This window comes from Streptomyces albidochromogenes (assembly GCF_005981925.1).
GTDB classification, from domain to species: domain Bacteria; phylum Actinomycetota; class Actinomycetes; order Streptomycetales; family Streptomycetaceae; genus Streptomyces; species Streptomyces albidochromogenes.
Map to the genome: position 1 here is coordinate 1 of NZ_VBVX01000162.1, position 14,930 is coordinate 14,930.

General features: G+C 73.2%; 10 protein-coding genes and 1 riboswitch. Of the genes, 6 read left to right on the forward strand and 4 right to left on the reverse strand.

The window, feature by feature from the left end:
- Nucleotides 1-51: 51 nt before the first annotated feature.
- Nucleotides 52-735 (reverse strand): DUF7342 family protein, encoded by a 684-nt coding sequence (locus E2E34_RS20695; protein ID WP_138903415.1) that lies wholly within the window; start codon nt 733-735, stop codon nt 52-54.
- A complete protein-coding gene (locus tag E2E34_RS20700) occupies nt 732-2,495 on the reverse strand; it encodes a sensor histidine kinase (protein ID WP_138903416.1) in 1,764 nt (587 codons plus the stop codon). The genes E2E34_RS20695 and E2E34_RS20700 overlap by 4 nt, the downstream gene beginning before the upstream one ends.
- Nucleotides 2,496-2,633: 138 nt before the next feature.
- On the opposite strand from E2E34_RS20700, the gene E2E34_RS20705 reads away from it, so the two are divergent.
- Nucleotides 2,634-3,716 (forward strand): CobW family GTP-binding protein, encoded by a 1,083-nt coding sequence (locus tag E2E34_RS20705; protein WP_138903417.1) that lies wholly within the window; start codon nt 2,634-2,636, stop codon nt 3,714-3,716.
- Here E2E34_RS20705 and E2E34_RS20710 read toward each other — a convergent pair.
- The gene (locus E2E34_RS20710) at nt 3,713-6,166 is read right to left on the reverse strand and encodes a DNA gyrase/topoisomerase IV subunit A (RefSeq protein ID WP_138903418.1); all 2,454 of its coding nucleotides are present in this window, start codon (nt 6,164-6,166) and stop codon (nt 3,713-3,715) included. The genes E2E34_RS20705 and E2E34_RS20710 overlap by 4 nt on opposite strands.
- Before the next feature lie 214 nt (nt 6,167-6,380).
- Here E2E34_RS20710 and E2E34_RS20715 point away from each other — a divergent pair, with 214 nt between their 5' ends.
- The 4 genes from E2E34_RS20715 (at nt 6,381) to E2E34_RS20730 (ending at nt 11,237) form a co-directional block, all read left to right on the forward strand.
- The gene (locus E2E34_RS20715; RefSeq protein ID WP_138903419.1) at nt 6,381-7,751 is read left to right on the forward strand and encodes a M16 family metallopeptidase; all 1,371 of its coding nucleotides are present in this window, start codon (nt 6,381-6,383) and stop codon (nt 7,749-7,751) included.
- A gap of 20 nt (nt 7,752-7,771) precedes the next feature.
- A complete protein-coding gene (locus E2E34_RS20720) occupies nt 7,772-9,139 on the forward strand; it encodes a M16 family metallopeptidase (protein WP_138903423.1) in 1,368 nt (455 codons plus the stop codon).
- A 218-nt stretch (nt 9,140-9,357) separates the two neighbouring features.
- Nucleotides 9,358-9,524: riboswitch (cyclic di-AMP (ydaO/yuaA leader) on the forward strand.
- Between the two features lie 13 nt (nt 9,525-9,537).
- Nucleotides 9,538-10,365 (forward strand): M23 family metallopeptidase, encoded by an 828-nt coding sequence (locus tag E2E34_RS20725; RefSeq protein WP_138903420.1) that lies wholly within the window; start codon nt 9,538-9,540, stop codon nt 10,363-10,365.
- A 176-nt stretch (nt 10,366-10,541) separates the two neighbouring features.
- Nucleotides 10,542-11,237, forward strand: coding sequence for a GntR family transcriptional regulator (locus tag E2E34_RS20730; protein WP_138903421.1), 696 nt, complete (start codon nt 10,542-10,544; stop codon nt 11,235-11,237).
- Between the two features lie 177 nt (nt 11,238-11,414).
- On the opposite strand, the gene E2E34_RS20735 is transcribed toward E2E34_RS20730, so the two are convergent.
- Complete coding sequence (locus E2E34_RS20735) at nt 11,415-11,696, reverse strand: HPr family phosphocarrier protein (protein ID WP_069930388.1); 282 nt, start codon at nt 11,694-11,696, stop codon at nt 11,415-11,417.
- Between the two features lie 165 nt (nt 11,697-11,861).
- On the opposite strand from E2E34_RS20735, the gene E2E34_RS20740 reads away from it, so the two are divergent.
- The coding region (locus E2E34_RS20740) for a bifunctional acetate--CoA ligase family protein/GNAT family N-acetyltransferase (RefSeq protein ID WP_138903422.1) at nt 11,862-14,930 on the forward strand (3,069 nt) is incomplete at its 3' end.

The following is a 14,930-nucleotide window of genomic DNA, read 5'->3' on the forward strand; positions in this document are numbered from 1 at the left end:
GTCCGCCCCCCGGCTGCCCGCGCGGCCGCCCCACCGCGCGCAGGGGGGCTCTCAGCCGCCGCCGGCGGCCGTCCACGCGTACCGGTGCTCCGGGCGGCCCGTCTCGCCGTACTTGAGGCTGAGCCGAACCCGGCCCGACCGCTCCAGCAGCTTCAGATAGCGCTGCGCGGTCTGCCGGCTGATGCCCGCGCGCTCCGCGATCTCCTGCGCGGAGATCGGCCCGTCGGCGGCCAGCAGCACCTGCCGCACCAGCTCGGCGGTGGTCGGCGAGTGGCCCTTCGGGAGGTTTGCCGAGCCGGGCACCGAGAGCGCGCCGAAGATCCGGTCCACCTCGGCCTGTTCCGCCTCGCCGCCGCCGTCGAGGGTCCGGCGCAGCGCGGCGTACGCCTCCAGCTTGGTGCGCAGCCCGGCGAAGTTGAAGGGTTTGACCAGGTACTGGAGAGCCCCCTGGCGCATCGCCGCCTGCACGGTCCCGATGTCGCGCGCCGCCGTCACCATGATCACGTCGGTCTGGAGGCCGAGCGCGCGCAGCTCCTGGACGAGCGCGAGCCCGTTCCCGTCCGGCAGGTAGTGGTCCAGGAGCAGCAGGTCGACGTGGTGCGCGCGGAGTCGGGCCAGGGCGTCGGCCACGGAGTGCGCCCGGCCGACGACACGGAACCCGGCGACCTTGGCCACGTACGCCGCGTTGATCTCCGCGACGCGCACGTCGTCGTCCACCACCAGTACGTCGATCATCGCGCCTCTCCCGCCGAGTCGAGCGCCGCCGCGTCGGCCGGCGCGCCGGGCCGCGCACCGCCGGCCCCGGCAGCACCGGCCTCCCTGCCGTCGCCGCCTGAGCCGTCGCCGCCCGAGCGGTCGCCGTCCGTGCCGTCCAGCCCCGCGTCCGTCAGCGCTTCCGGCAGTACGACGGTGAACTCCGCGCCGCCCTCCGCTCCTTCGCCGACCCGGGCGCTGCCGCCCTGCCGTTCCGCCAGCCGGCGCACCATGGCCAGCCCCAGGCCCCGCTTGCCGTGGGCCGGCGGCTCCTTGGTCGACCACCCCTCCGTGAAGATCAGCTCGCGCCGCTCCGCCGGAACGCCCGGCCCGCCGTCCGTCACGCGCAGTACGGCCGTACGCCCCCGCGCCCGCAGCTCGACCTCGATCACGGCGTCCGGGGACCCGGCCGACGCGTCCAGCGCGTTGTCCACCAGGTTGCCGACGACGGTGACCAGGCCGCGCGGGTCCACCAGCCGGTCGGGCAGCAGCGTCGCGTCGGACAGCCGGAGCGCGACACCGCGCTCGGCGGCGACCGTGGCCTTCCCGACCAGCAGCGCCGCCAGCATCGGGTCGTGGATCTTCTCGGTGATCTGCTCGGCGGTGGCCCGGCGGACCCCCGCCACCTCCGTCACGAACCGCACCGCCTCCTCGTGCATGCCCAGCTCCAGCAGCCCGAGCAACGTATGCATCCGGTTCGCGTGCTCGTGGTCCTGGGCGCGCAGGGCGTCGATCAGGCCGCGCGTCGAGTCCAGCTCGCGGCCGAGCCGCTCCAGCTCGGTACGGTCGCGCAGGGTCGCCACCGCGCCCCCGTCGTCCGTCGGCATCCGGTTGGTGACCAGGACGCGGTGACCGCGCACGGTCAGCAGGTCGTCGCCGGTCACCCGTCCCGCCAGCACGTCCGCCGTACGCCCCTCGCCCAGCACCTCGTCCAGCGGGCGGCCCGTGGCCTGAGCGCCGAGGCCGAGCAGCCGCTGGGCCTCGTCGTTCATCAGCCGGATCCTGCCCCCGGCGTCCAGGGCGACGACGCCCTCGCGAATGCCGTGCAGCATCGCCTCGCGCTCGGCCAGCAGCGCGGAGATGTCGGAGAAGGCCAGGTCGTGGGTCTGCCGCTGGAGTCTTCGGGAGATGAGGTACGCCGCCACCGCGCCGACGGCCAGAGCGCCGCCCGCGTACGCCAGCAGCCCCGGGATCGCGGCGAGCAGCCGGGCGCGGACGCTGTCGTACTCGATGCCGACCGACACCGCGCCGACGATCTCGCCGTCCGTGCCGCGCAGCGGGACCTTGCCCCGGGCGGAGCGGCCGAGCGTCCCCTCGTCGATCTCCATCACCTCGCGGCCGCCGAGCGCCTCGCTCGGGTCGGTGGAGACGATCCGGCCGATCTGACGGGGGTCGGTGTGGGACCAGCGGACGCCCCGGTCGTCCATGACCACGACGTACTCGGCCCCGGTGGAGCGCCGGATGCGGTCCGCCTCGGTCTGCACGGGCCCCGAGGCGGCGGGCCGCGTGCCGGTCACGGCGTCGGCGAGCCGCGGCCGGGCGGCGGTGGTCTGGGCGATCGCGAGGGCGCGCCGCATCGCCTCCTGGTCGAGCTGAGCGCTGAGCGGGGCCAGGAAGAGCCCGGTGGCGAGCACGGTGACGCCGGTGGCGATGGCCAGCTGCATGAGGAGGACCTGCGAGAAGACCCGCTGGGGCCAGCCCAGACGCAGACGTCTGCCGGGGGCGGTCGGTGCGGCGCTCATGTCCCGAACGGTAGAGCGCCGGGCACGGCTTTCCGAAATCTGGGCCTGCGGGCGCGTGCGGCTTCCGTGATCCGCAGGGGACCCGGGCCGCGCCTATCCTGGGGCGGCCCGTTCCGGCGTCATGAGAAAGGTCCCCCGGTGAGCACGAAGCAGATCCCGGTCGTCGTCCTCGCGGGCTTCCTGGGTTCCGGCAAGACCACCTTGCTCAACCACCTGCTCGCCCGCAGCCGGGGCACCAGGATCGGTGCGATCGTCAACGACTTCGGGGCCATCGAGATCGACGCCATGGCGGTCGCCGGGCAGCTCGGGGACTCCACCGTCTCGCTCGGCAACGGGTGCCTGTGCTGTGCCGTGGACGCGAGCGAGCTGGACGAGTACCTGGAGCGGCTGACCCGCCCGGCAGCCCGGCTCGACGTGATCGTCATCGAGGCGAGCGGGCTCGCCGAACCGCAGGAACTGGTGCGGATGATCCTCGCAAGCGAGAACGAGCGGATCGTGTACGGAGGGCTCGCCGAGGTCGTCGACGCGGTCGAGTTCGAGGCCACGCGCGCACGCCATCCCGAGCTGGACCGCCACCTCGCCGTCGCCGACCTCGTCGTGCTGAACAAGACCGACCGGGTGGGGGAGGAGCGGCTCGGCCGCGTCCTCGACACCGTACGCGGCCTCAGCGGGGGCACGGCCGTCGTCCGCGCGGAGTACGGGCGGATCGATCCGGAGCTGCTCTTCGACCCGGCGGCGCGACCCGACGCCGAGGAGAAGGCACGGCAGCTGTCCTTCGACGACCTGCGGGCCGAGGAGGACGCGCACGACGGCCACGGCGATCACCCGCACGCGGCGTACGAGAGCGTCTCCTTCACCTCCGAGGTGCCGATGGACCCGCGCCGCCTCATGGAGTTCCTCGACAGCAGGCCCCAGGGGCTTTACCGGATTAAGGGGTACGTCGACTTCGGCGCGGCCGACCCCCGCAACCGGTACGAGGTGCACGCCGTCGGCCGGTTCCTGCGCTTCTACCCGCGGCCGTGGGGCCGCGACGAGCCGAGGACGACGCAGCTCGTCCTCATCGGCTCCGGGACCGACGGGCGGGCCCTGGGCAAGGAACTGGAGGCCTGCCGGACCGGCGGCCCGGGGGAGGAACCACTCGACGCACCGCAGGACGCCTCCGCCGCTGCCTACGAGCACAGCATGTGGGGCGTCCTGCGGTACGTACAGGGCGAGGGCTAGGCCGGGCCGGCCAGAGCCGCCACCGGCGTCGCCAGCGGAGTACCGGAGCCGTCACGGCGCGGGTCGGGCTCCGGCAGCTCCACCGGTGCGCCGTTCTTCGCCGCCGCGCGCGCCGGGGCGGCGCCAGCCCAGGCCAGGACGAGGACGTCCTCGCCCTTGAGGAACCGCTGGCAGCGCACGCCGCCCGTGGCCCGGCCCTTGCGCGGGTACTGGTCGAACGGCGTCAGCTTGGCGGACGTCTCCGTGTCGCCGAGCAGCGTCCCCGCCGTACCCGCCACCGTGAAGACCGCGGCGTCCGCCGCCGGGTCGACCGCGGTGAAGGAGATCACCTTGGCGCCCTCGGCGAGCTTGATGCCCGCCATGCCGCCCGCGGCCCGGCCCTGCGGCCTGACCTGCCCCGCCGGATAGCGCAGCAGCTGGGCGTCGTCCGTGATGAAGACCAGATCCTCCTCGCCGGTGCGCAGCTCGGCCCCGCCGACGATCCGGTCACCGTCCTTGAGGGTGATGACCTCCAGCTCGTCCTTGTTGGCGGGATAGTCCGGAACCACCCGCTTGACCACGCCCTGCTCGGTGCCGAGCGCGAGCCCGGGGGAGGACTCGTCGAGCGTGGTGAGGCAGATCAGCGACTCGTCCGGCTCCAGGGAGAGGAACTCCGTGACCGGCGCCCCGCCCGAGAGGTTCGGTGCGGAGGCCGTGTCCGGGAGCTGGGGCAGGTCGATCACCGAGAGCCGCAGCAGGCGGCCGGACGACGTCACCGCGCCCACGTCGCCGCGTGCGGTGGCGGGCACGGCCGAGACGATCACATCGTGCTTGGCGCGCCGGGCGTCGTCCATGGCGAGGGGCTCGCCGTTGGCCGTACGGGCCAGCAGGCCGGTCGAGGACAGCAGGACCCGGCACGGGTCGTCCGCGACTTCCAGCGGCACCGCGGCCACCGGCGAACTCCCCGACTCCAGCAGCACCGTGCGCCGGTCGGTGCCGAACTTCTTGGCCACCGCCGCCAGTTCCGCCGAGACGAGCTTGCGCAGCTCGGCGTCCGATTCCAGGATCGCGGTCAGCTCGTCGATCTCGGCGTTCAGCCGGTCGCGCTCGGCCTCCAGCTCGATCTTGTCGAACCTGGTGAGCCGGCGCAGCGGCGTGTCCAGGATGTACTGCGTCTGGATCTCGCTCAGGGAGAAGTGCTCGATGAGCCGCTCCTTGGCCTGCGCCGAGTTGTCGCTGGAACGGATGAGGCGGATGACCTCGTCGATGTCGAGCAGCGCGACCAGCAGGCCGAGGACCAGGTGCAGCCGGTCGCGCCGCTTGGTGCGCCGGAACTCGCTGCGGCGGCGTACGACCTCGAAGCGGTGGTCGAGGTAGACCTCCAGCAGCTCCTTGAGGCCGAGCGTCAGGGGCTGGCCGTCGACGAGCGCCACGTTGTTGATGCCGAAGGTCTCCTCCATCGGCGTCAGCTTGTAGAGCTGCTCCAGGACGGCCTCGGGGACGAACCCGTTCTTGATCTCGATGACCAGACGCAGGCCGTGCGCGCGGTCCGTGAGGTCCTTGACGTCCGCGATGCCCTGGAGCTTCTTCGAGGAGACCAGGTCCTTGATCTTCGCGATCACCTTCTCCGGTCCGACGGTGAAGGGAAGTTCGGTGACGACCAGGCCCTTGCGGCGCGCCGTCACGTTCTCCACGGTGGCCGTCGAGCGGATCTTGAAGGTGCCGCGGCCGTTCTCGTACGCGTCCTTGATCCCGCCGAGGCCGACGATCCGGCCGCCGGTCGGCAGGTCGGGCCCCGGCACGAAGCGCATCAGCGTCTCGAGATCGGCGCCGGGGTGCTTGATCAGGTGCCGGGCGGCGGCGACGACCTCGCCCAGGTTGTGCGGCGGCATGTTCGTCGCCATGCCGACGGCGATCCCGGACGCGCCGTTGACCAGCAGGTTCGGGTACGCCGCGGGCAGCGCGACGGGCTCGCGCTCCTGACCGTCGTAGTTCGGGTTGAAGTCGACCGTGTCCTCGTCGATCGACTCGGTCATCAGCGACGTGGCGTCGGCCATCCGGCATTCCGTGTACCGCATGGCGGCCGGCGGGTCGTCGTTGCCCAGCGAGCCGAAGTTGCCGTGCCCGTCGACGAGCGGCAGGCGCATCGAGAAGGGCTGCGCCATGCGCACGAGCGCGTCGTAGATCGACGCGTCGCCGTGGGGGTGCAGCTTGCCCATCACCTCGCCGACGACGCGGGCGCACTTCACATAGCCGCGGTCGGGCCGCAGCCCCATCTCGTTCATCTGGTAGACGATGCGGCGGTGCACCGGCTTCATGCCGTCGCGGGCGTCGGGCAGCGCTCGCGAGTAGATCACCGAGTACGCGTACTCGAGGAAGGAGCCCTGCATCTCGTCGACGACGTCGACATCGAGGATCTTCTCCTCGAACGCATCGTCCGGCGGCGGGGTCTTCGTGCTGCGGCGGGCCATCGCGGCTGCGGCTCCTTCGCGGTTCTGTAGGGCGAGTTCTTGCGTGTGATGCCGACCATTGTGGACCGGCGCACTGACAACGCCGACCTCGACCCGTCCGTAGCGCCTACTCGGGCGTTCCCTGAGGGCGTACACCGGCCGGGAACTTCGCCAGGTGTCCGTGAGCTTGCATACAGTGGCAGGACTTCTCCATATCGCGATCGAAGGGACGTACATGCCCATGGGTCACACGGCCACAGCGCAGGCCGGTTCCGGCGGCCTGAAAGCGACTGAGCACCGGCTGGCCAACGGCCTGCGCGTGGTGCTCTCCGAGGACCACCTGACCCCGGTCGCCGCGGTCTGCCTCTGGTACGACGTCGGTTCGCGCCACGAGGTCAAGGGCCGTACCGGCCTTGCTCACCTCTTCGAGCACCTGATGTTCCAGGGCTCGGCGCAGGTGAAGGGCAACGGCCACTTCGAACTGGTGCAGGGTGCGGGCGGCTCGCTCAACGGCACGACCAGCTTCGAGCGCACCAACTACTTCGAGACCATGCCGGCCCACCAGCTGGAGCTGGCCCTGTGGCTCGAGGCCGACCGGATGGGCTCCCTGCTCTCCGCGCTCGACGAGGAGTCGATGGAGAACCAGCGCGACGTCGTCAAGAACGAGCGCCGGCAGCGGTACGACAATGTCCCGTACGGCACCGCCTTCGAGCGGCTGACCGCGCTCTCCTACCCCGAGGGCCACCCGTACCACCACACGCCGATCGGCTCGATGGCCGACCTGGACGCGGCGACCCTCGAGGACGCGCGGGCCTTCTTCCGTACGTACTACGCGCCCAACAACGCGGTGATCTCGGTCGTCGGCGACATCGACCCGGAGCAGACGCTCGCCTGGATCGAGAAGTACTTCGGCTCCATCCCGTCCCACGACGGCAAGCAGCCGCCGCGCGACGGCTCGCTGCCCGACATCATCGGCGAGGAGCTGCGCGAGGAGATCCGCGAAGAGGTCCCGGCGCGTGCCCTGATGGCCGCCTACCGGCTGCCGCACGACGGCACCCGCGAGGCCGACGCCGCCGACCTGGCGCTCACCGTCCTCGGCGGCGGCGAGTCCTCCCGGCTGCACAACCGCCTGGTCCGCCGCGACCGTACGGCCGTCGCCGCCGGCTTCGGGCTGCTGCGCCTGTCCGGCGCGCCCTCCCTCGGCTGGCTGGACGTCAAGACGTCGGCCGGCGTCGACGTGCCCGACATCGAGCGCGCCGTCGACGAGGAGCTGGCCCGTTTCGCCGCCGAGGGCCCCACGCCCGAGGAGATGGAGCGCGCGCAGGCCCAGTTGGAGCGCGAGTGGCTCGACCGGCTGGGCACGGTCGCGGGCCGCGCCGACGAACTGTGCCGGTACGCCGTCCTGTTCGGCGACCCGCAGCTCGCCCTGACGGCCGTCCAGCGCGTCCTGGACATCACGGCGGAGGAGGTCAGGGCCGCGGCCGCGGCCCGCCTGCGCCCGGACAACCGCGCCGTCCTGGTGTACGAGCCGACCCACGCGGCCGACGGGGCCGACGACACCACCGCCGCCGGTGGGAACGCGACGCAGGAAGGGGCGGACAAGTGAGCGACACCGCTGCCGTGAGCATGGAGTTCCACCCGCAGCCGCAGGCCGGCACGCCCACACCGTGGGCCTTCCCCGCCCCCGAGCGCGGCAGCCTGCCCAACGGCCTGACCGTGCTGCGCTGCCACCGCCCCGGCCAGCAGGTCGTGGCCGTCGAGGTCTTCCTCGCCGCCCCCCTGGAGGCCGAGCCGGAGGGCCTCGACGGGGTTTCGACGATCATGGCGCGGGCCCTGTCGGAGGGCACCGACAAGCACTCCGCCGAGGAGTTCGCCGCCGAGCTGGAGCGCTGCGGCGCCACGCTCGACGCGTTCGCCGACCATCCGGGCGTCCGGGTCTCCCTGGAGGTCCCCGTCTCCCGGCTGCACAAGGCGCTCGGCCTGCTCGCCGACGCGCTGCGGGCGCCCGCCTTCGCGGACGGCGAGGTCGAGCGCCTGGTCGCCAACCGGCTCGACGAGATCCCGCACGAGACGGCCAACCCGTCCCGGCGCGCCGCGAAGCAGCTCTCCAAGGAGCTCTTCCCGGCCACCTCGCGCATGTCCCGTCCGCGTCAGGGCACCGAGGAGACGGTGGGGCGCATCGACGCCGCCGCCGTGAAGGGCTTCTACGCGGCGCACGTGCGCCCCGCGACCGCCACCGCCGTGGTCGTCGGCGACCTGGAGGGCACCGACCTGGACGCCGTCCTGGCCGACACCCTGGGCGCGTGGAAGGGCGACAGCGCCGAGCCCCGCCCCGTACCGCCGGTCGTCGCCGACGACACCGGCCGCGTCGTCATCGTGGACCGGCCCGGCGCGGTCCAGACGCAGCTGCTCATCGGCCGGATCGGCCCCGACCGGCACGACCGCGTCTGGCCGGCCCAGGTCCTCGGCACGTACTGCCTCGGCGGCACGCTCACCTCCCGCCTGGACCGCGTCCTGCGCGAGGAGAAGGGCTACACGTACGGCGTGCGCGCCTTCGGCCAGGTGCTGCGCTCCGCTCCCGACGGGACGGGCGCGTCGATGCTGGCGATCAGCGGCTCGGTGGACACGGAGTCCACCGGCCCGGCGCTCGAAGACCTCTGGAAGGTCCTGCGCACGCTCGCGGCAGAGGGACTCACCGACGCCGAGCGCGATGTCGCCGTACAGAACCTGGTGGGCGTCGCGCCGCTCAAGTACGAGACGGCGGCGGCCGTCGCCGGCACGCTCGCGGACCAGGTCGAGCAGCACCTGCCGGACGACTTCCAGGCCCAGCTGTACGCCCGCCTCGCCGAGACGGGCACCGTGGAGGCCACCGCCGCGGTCGTCAGCGCCTTCCCCGAGGACCGCCTGGTCACAGTCCTCGTCGGTGACGCCTCGCAGATCGCGGAGCCCGTCAGGGCGCTCGGCATCGGCGAGGTCACGGTGGTGAGCGGCTGACCGAGCCGCTCGCGCAACTCCCTATAAAACGGGAGACAACGGGACCCCGGGAGCCAAGAGGCTGCCGGGGTCCTTCTCGTATGTCCGTTTTGTTGCGGAGGTTGCCTGTCTGGTCTGTGGGGTGCGTTACAAAACGCCGTGTCTGTTTGGTGATTAAAAGATGTCCCGTTTAGCGTCTGTCCGGCTGTCCGTCAGCAGTGAGCCGCATCCGCGGCACCGGACAGTCATCGCCGAGTCCCCGTCAGGCGCGAGCCTGGGGAGCCGGGGACCCACTCAGTCCCTGGGGTGAATCGGATGTCCTCCGCGCGTGAGCACGGAGGGGTCCGTAGGAGACCTTCCTGCTCCGAACCCGTCAGCTAACCCGGTAGGCGAGAAGGAAGGAAAGGATCAGCCACTCCATGGCGTTCACCCGTGCCACCGGGAAGCACCGTCGCCCGAGCCGCCTGACGCGCAAGAGCGCGAGCATGGCCGGCGTCGCCGCCCTCGCGACCACCGGCGTCATCGGAGGCCTGGCCTCTCCGGCCCTCGCCGCCGACACGACCGCCGACGCGGCCCACACCGTCCAGGACACCGGCCTGACCGAGGCCATCGTCATCGGCGACTCCCTCGCCGACGAGATCGCGGCCCAGGCCGACCAGCAGAAGCGCGCCGCCGCCAAGGCGGAGGCAGCCCGCAAGGCCGAGGCCGAGCGGAAGGCGGAGGCCAAGCGCAAGGCGGAGGCCAAGGCCAAGGCCGAGGCCGAGGCGCGGGCCAAGAAGGAGCGCGAAGAGCACGCGGCCAAGGAGCGCGCCGCCCGTGCGGCGGAGCGCAAGCGCCTGAACAGCTACACCCTGCCGGTCGCCGGCTCCGTCGTGACCACCGGCTACAAGACCGGCGGCAACCTCTGGTCCTCCGGCAGCCACTCCGGCGTCGACTTCCGCGCCGCCTCCGGCAGTTCCGTCGTCTCCGTCGGTGCGGGCACCGTCGTCGAGGCCGGCTGGGGCGGGGCGTACGGCAACAACATCGTCATCCGGATGAACGACGGCACGTACACGCAGTACGGCCACCTCTCGTCCATCGGCGTCTCCGTCGGCCAGGCCGTCACCTCCGGCCAGCAGATCGGCGTCTCGGGCTCGACCGGCAACTCGACCGGCCCGCACCTGCACTTCGAGGCCCGTACGTCCCCCGAGTACGGCTCCGACATGGACCCGGTCGCGTACCTGCGCGCCCACGGTGTGAACGTCTGACCGACCGAGCCCGCTCGCTCGTGCGCAAGGCCCCGGCTTCCCGCCGGGGCCTTGCGCATGTCCAAAAGCCGTCCATGGATTCCGGCTTCCGTCGGAAATCGAGGAATGCTGCAATAGAGTCACCGAAAAGGCGTCGGTCGACCGCGTTTCGCGGGGATCAAGGCGGAGGTTCGGTCATGCGCATTCCCGCGCAATCGGTATGCACGGCAATCCGTGACGACATCGTTTCGGGTGTGTTCCCGCGCGGCGGCAGGCTCACCGAAGAGCTCCTCGCGCGGCGCTACGGCGTCTCGCGCGTCCCGGTGCGCGAGGCGCTGCGCACGCTGGAGTCCGAGGGGTTCGTCACCACCCGCCGGCACGCGGGCGCCTGCGTGGCCGAGCCCACCGCGCTGGAGGCGGCCGACCTCCTGGAGGTACGGACGCTCCTTGAACCCCTGGGCGCGGCCCGGGCCGCCCAGCGGCGTACCGAGGCCCACCTCAAGGTGCTGCGCGGCCTGGTCAGGCTCGGCCAGGAGCGGGCGCGGCGGGGCGAGGGCGAGGATCTGCGCTCGCTGGGGAGCTGGTTCCACGAGACGCTCGCCCAGGCGTCGGGCAGTCCGGGCCTGACGGCGCTGCTCACGCAGCTCAGGCACAAGATCGCCTGGATGTACGCCGTGGAGCGGCCCGCCCGTCCCGCCGAGTCCTGGGCCGAACACGGCGCGATCGTAGACGCCGTGGCCCGGGGCGACGCGGAACGCGCCCGCGCGCTGACGGCCCTGCACGCCGAACGCGCGGCGGCCGCGCACCGGTTGCGGCGCACCGGCCCGGAGCGCGGGCCGGACGGCGTGAGGAGTTCGCAACATGCCGTAAACACCCTGAGCGGCCGTCTTTAACAGCCGCGCCGTATACAAAGAGAGCGCGTCGCAGGCGTCTTGTTCTGCTGCCCGAATTCGGCGGGGCGCGACAGCGAAATGGAAAGTGCGCGGGGATCGCGCGCAAAGAAAAGGAGCCGTGGCCCCCGAATTCCGGGATGCCGTGGCTCCTTCTCGGGAATGCGTCCGTCCGAGTGGTCAGACGGTCTCGGGAAGCTCGTCCAGGCCCTCGGAGACCAGCTTCGCCAGGCGGTCGAGGGCGGCATCGGAGCCGTCGGCCTCGGACGCCAGCACGATCTCCTCGCCACCCTGCGCGCCCAGGCCGAGCACCGCGAGCATGGAGGCGGCGTTGACCGGGTTGCCGTCGGCCTTGGCGATCGTCACGGGGACGCCCGACGCGGTCGCCGCGCGAACGAAGATGGAGGCGGGCCGGGCGTGCAGGCCCTCGGCCCAGCCGACGGTGACACGGCGCTCAACCATGGTGTTGCCCTTCATGTTCTTACGGTTGTCTAGACCAGCCTAATGGTTGTCTAGACCAGTCTCTCACGTCGCACGCGGCGGCCGTGCCCCCGTCCCGGGCGGGGCGCGAGTCGCGGCCTCAGCCTGCCTTGCCCCGGGCGGGCCCGCGACCCGTAGGCTTTCGTCATGCAGCCCTCGCCGCAGCAGCCCTCGCAGGACCACGACGTGCACCACGCGTACCCGGCCCACTGGGAAGCCGACGTGGTGCTGCGGGACGGAGGCACGGCGCGGATCCGCCCCATCACCGCCGACGACGCGCAGCGCCTGGTCAGCTTCTACGAGCAGGTGTCGGACGAGTCGAAGTACTACCGCTTTTTCGCGCCGTACCCCCGCCTCTCCGCCAAGGACGTGCACCGCTTCACCCACCACGACTACGTGGACCGGGTGGGTCTGGCCGCCACGGTCGGCGGTGAGTTCATCGCCACCGTCCGGTACGACCGGATCAACGCCCAGGGCCGCCCCTCGTCCGGCCCCGACGCCGATCTCGCCGAGGTCGCCTTCCTCGTCCAGGACGCCCACCAGGGGCGCGGCGTCGCCTCCGCCCTGCTCGAACACATCGGCGCGGTCGCGCGCGAGCGCGGCATCCGGCGCTTCGTGGCGGAGGTGCTGCCCGCCAACACCAAGATGATCAAGGTGTTCACGGACGCGGGCTACACCCAGAAGCGCAGCTTCGAGGACGGCGTGGTCCACCTCGAATTCGATCTGGAGCCGACCGACCGCTCCGTCGCCGTGCAGCGCGCCCGCGAGCACCGCGCGGAGTCCCGCTCCGTCCAGCGCCTGCTCGGCCCCGGCTCGGTCGCGGTCGTCGGCGCGGGGCGCGCGCCGGGCGGGGTCGGGCGCACGGTCCTGCGCAACCTGCTCGCCGCCGGGTTCACCGGGCGCGCGTACGCCGTGAACCGGGCCTTCCCCGACGACCTCGCCGAGCTGGACGGCGTGCCCGCGCACCGCTCGGTCGCCGCGATCGGCGAGGCCGTCGACCTCGCAGTGGTCGCCGTACCGGCCGACCGGGTGCCCGAGGTCGTCGCGGACTGCGGCGAGAGCGGCGTCCAGGGCCTGGTCGTCCTGTCCGCCGGATACGCCGAGAGCGGCGCCGAGGGGCGGGCCCGCCAGCGCGAACTGGTGCGGCAGGCCCGTTCGTACGGCATGCGCATCATCGGCCCGAACGCCTTCGGGATCATCAACACCTCGGACGCGGTACGCCTCAACGCCTCCCTCGCGCCGGAACCGCCCGCGCGCGGCCGCATCGGCCTGTTCACCCAGTCGGGCGCGATCGGCATCGCGCTGCTGTCGGGGCTCTACCGGCGGGGCGCGGGCCTGTCCTCCTTCATCTCGTCCGGCAACCGCGCGGACGTCTCCGGCAACGACTTCCTCCAGTACTGGTACGACGACCCGGACACCGACGTCGTCCTCCTCTACCTGGAGTCGATCGGCAACCCGCGCAAGTTCACGCGCCTCGCCCGGCGCACGGCGGCGGAGAAGCCGGTCGTCGTGGTGAAGGGCGCGCGCCACAGCGGGAGCACGCCGCCGGGGCACGCGGTGCCGGCCGCGCGCATCCCCGACGCGACGGTGTCCGCCCTGCTGCGGCAGGCGGGCGTCATCCGCGTCGACACCGTCACCGAACTCGTCGACGCGGGGCTGCTCCTGGCGGGCCAGCCGCTGCCGGCGGGGCCGCGGGTCGCGATCCTCGGCAACTCGGAGTCCCTGGGCCTCCTCACGTACGACGCCTGCCTGGCGGAGGGCCTTCGCCCGCTTCCCCCGCTCGACCTCACCACGGCGGCGGCACCGGAGGACTTCCGCCGGGCCCTGGCCCGGGCGCTGGCGGACGACGCGTGCGACGCGGTGGTGGTCACGGCCATCCCGTGGGTCGGCGAGAACGGTGCGACGGAGTCCGGCGACGGCGAGGTGCTGGCGGCGGCGCTGCGGGCAGGGGCGGCGACGGGACCGGCGAAGCCGGTGGCGGTCGTCCACGTGGAGATGGGCGCACTGGCCGACGCCCTCGCCGCCGCGACGAGCACGGCACGCCGGCCGCAGGCCCCGGCGGCGGGGGCCGACCCGGCTCCGCCTCCGGGCGCGGGCGCCGCCGCGCCGGGCGCTTCCGCCGCCGGGCCCACGGCTGTGCCGGGTGCGGCCGCTGACGGAGCCCCCGGCGCGCGGACGCCGGACGGGCCGGAAGCGGGCGCGGACGCGCCCGCGCGCCAGGGCCGGCACACCGCGCGCGACGATCAAGCCCGCCCGGCGACCGAGGACACACCCGTGGCGCGTCCGGGGGCGCGGGGGCCGGCTCCCGCACACGGCGGAGCCCCGGAGGCGACGGCCACCACCGGGCCGGGCGGGGGCCACGACGGCGCCCCGCCCGCCGGGGACGCCGGCCGGCGGCGCATCCCCGCCTACCCCGCCGCAGAGCGGGCCGTCCGCGCGCTCGCCGAGGCGGTCAAGTACGCGCAGTGGCGGCGCCAGGCCGCCGATCCGGGGCGGGTGCCCCAGTACGACGACATCGACGAGGCCGGGGCCGCCGCCCAGATCAACGCGCTGCTCGGGCCGGACGCCCCCGCCGGCGCCCCGCGAGCCGTCCCGCTCGCCGACGAGGCCGCCCGCGAGCTCCTCGGGCGGTACGGGATCGACGTACGGCCGACCCTGCCCGCACCCGGGCCCGACGCCGCCGTCGCCGCGGCCGCCCGGCTCGGTTACCCCGTCGCGCTCAAGACCACCGCCCCGCACCTGCGCCACCGCCCCGACCTCGGCGCCGTACGCCTCGACCTGGCCGACGAGCAGGAACTGCGGCGGTCCTACCGCGAGTTGACACAAGCCCTGGGCAAGCCCGAGGAGCTCCAGCTCGTCGTCCAGGCCATGGCCCCGCGCGGTGTGGACACCGTGGTCCGGGCGTCCATCGACGCCGCCGCCGGCGCCGTGCTCTCCTTCGGGCTGGCCGGAGCCGCGTCCGAGCTGCTCGGGGACGTCGCCCACCGGCTGGTTCCGGCTACCGACCGGGACGCCGCCGAGCTCATCCGGTCGATCCGGACCGCACCGCTCCTCTTCGGCTGGCGCGGCTCGGACCCGGTCGACACCGCCGCGCTCGAACAGCTGCTGCTGCGGGTGTCCCGGCTCGTCGACGACCATCCGGAAGTGGTCGGGATCGCGCTGGAACCCGTGGTCGTCGCCCCGCACGGCCTGTCCGTCCTCGGCGCGACCGTACGC

Excerpts from the sequence above, each read along its gene's own strand:
- E2E34_RS20725 (WP_138903420.1), top strand. The coding sequence starts at position 9,538 with ATGGCGTTCACCCGTGCCACCGGGAAGCACCGTCGCCCGAGCCGCCTG.
- E2E34_RS20735 (WP_069930388.1), bottom strand. The coding sequence starts at position 11,696 with ATGGTTGAGCGCCGTGTCACCGTCGGCTGGGCCGAGGGCCTGCACGCC.
- E2E34_RS20730 (WP_138903421.1), top strand. The coding sequence starts at position 10,542 with ATGCGCATTCCCGCGCAATCGGTATGCACGGCAATCCGTGACGACATC.
- E2E34_RS20720 (WP_138903423.1), top strand. The coding sequence starts at position 7,772 with ATGGAGTTCCACCCGCAGCCGCAGGCCGGCACGCCCACACCGTGGGCC.
- E2E34_RS20700 (WP_138903416.1), bottom strand. The coding sequence starts at position 2,495 with ATGAGCGCCGCACCGACCGCCCCCGGCAGACGTCTGCGTCTGGGCTGG.
- E2E34_RS20710 (WP_138903418.1), bottom strand. The coding sequence starts at position 6,166 with ATGGCCCGCCGCAGCACGAAGACCCCGCCGCCGGACGATGCGTTCGAG.
- E2E34_RS20715 (WP_138903419.1), top strand. The coding sequence starts at position 6,381 with ATGCCCATGGGTCACACGGCCACAGCGCAGGCCGGTTCCGGCGGCCTG.
- E2E34_RS20695 (WP_138903415.1), bottom strand. The coding sequence starts at position 735 with ATGATCGACGTACTGGTGGTGGACGACGACGTGCGCGTCGCGGAGATC.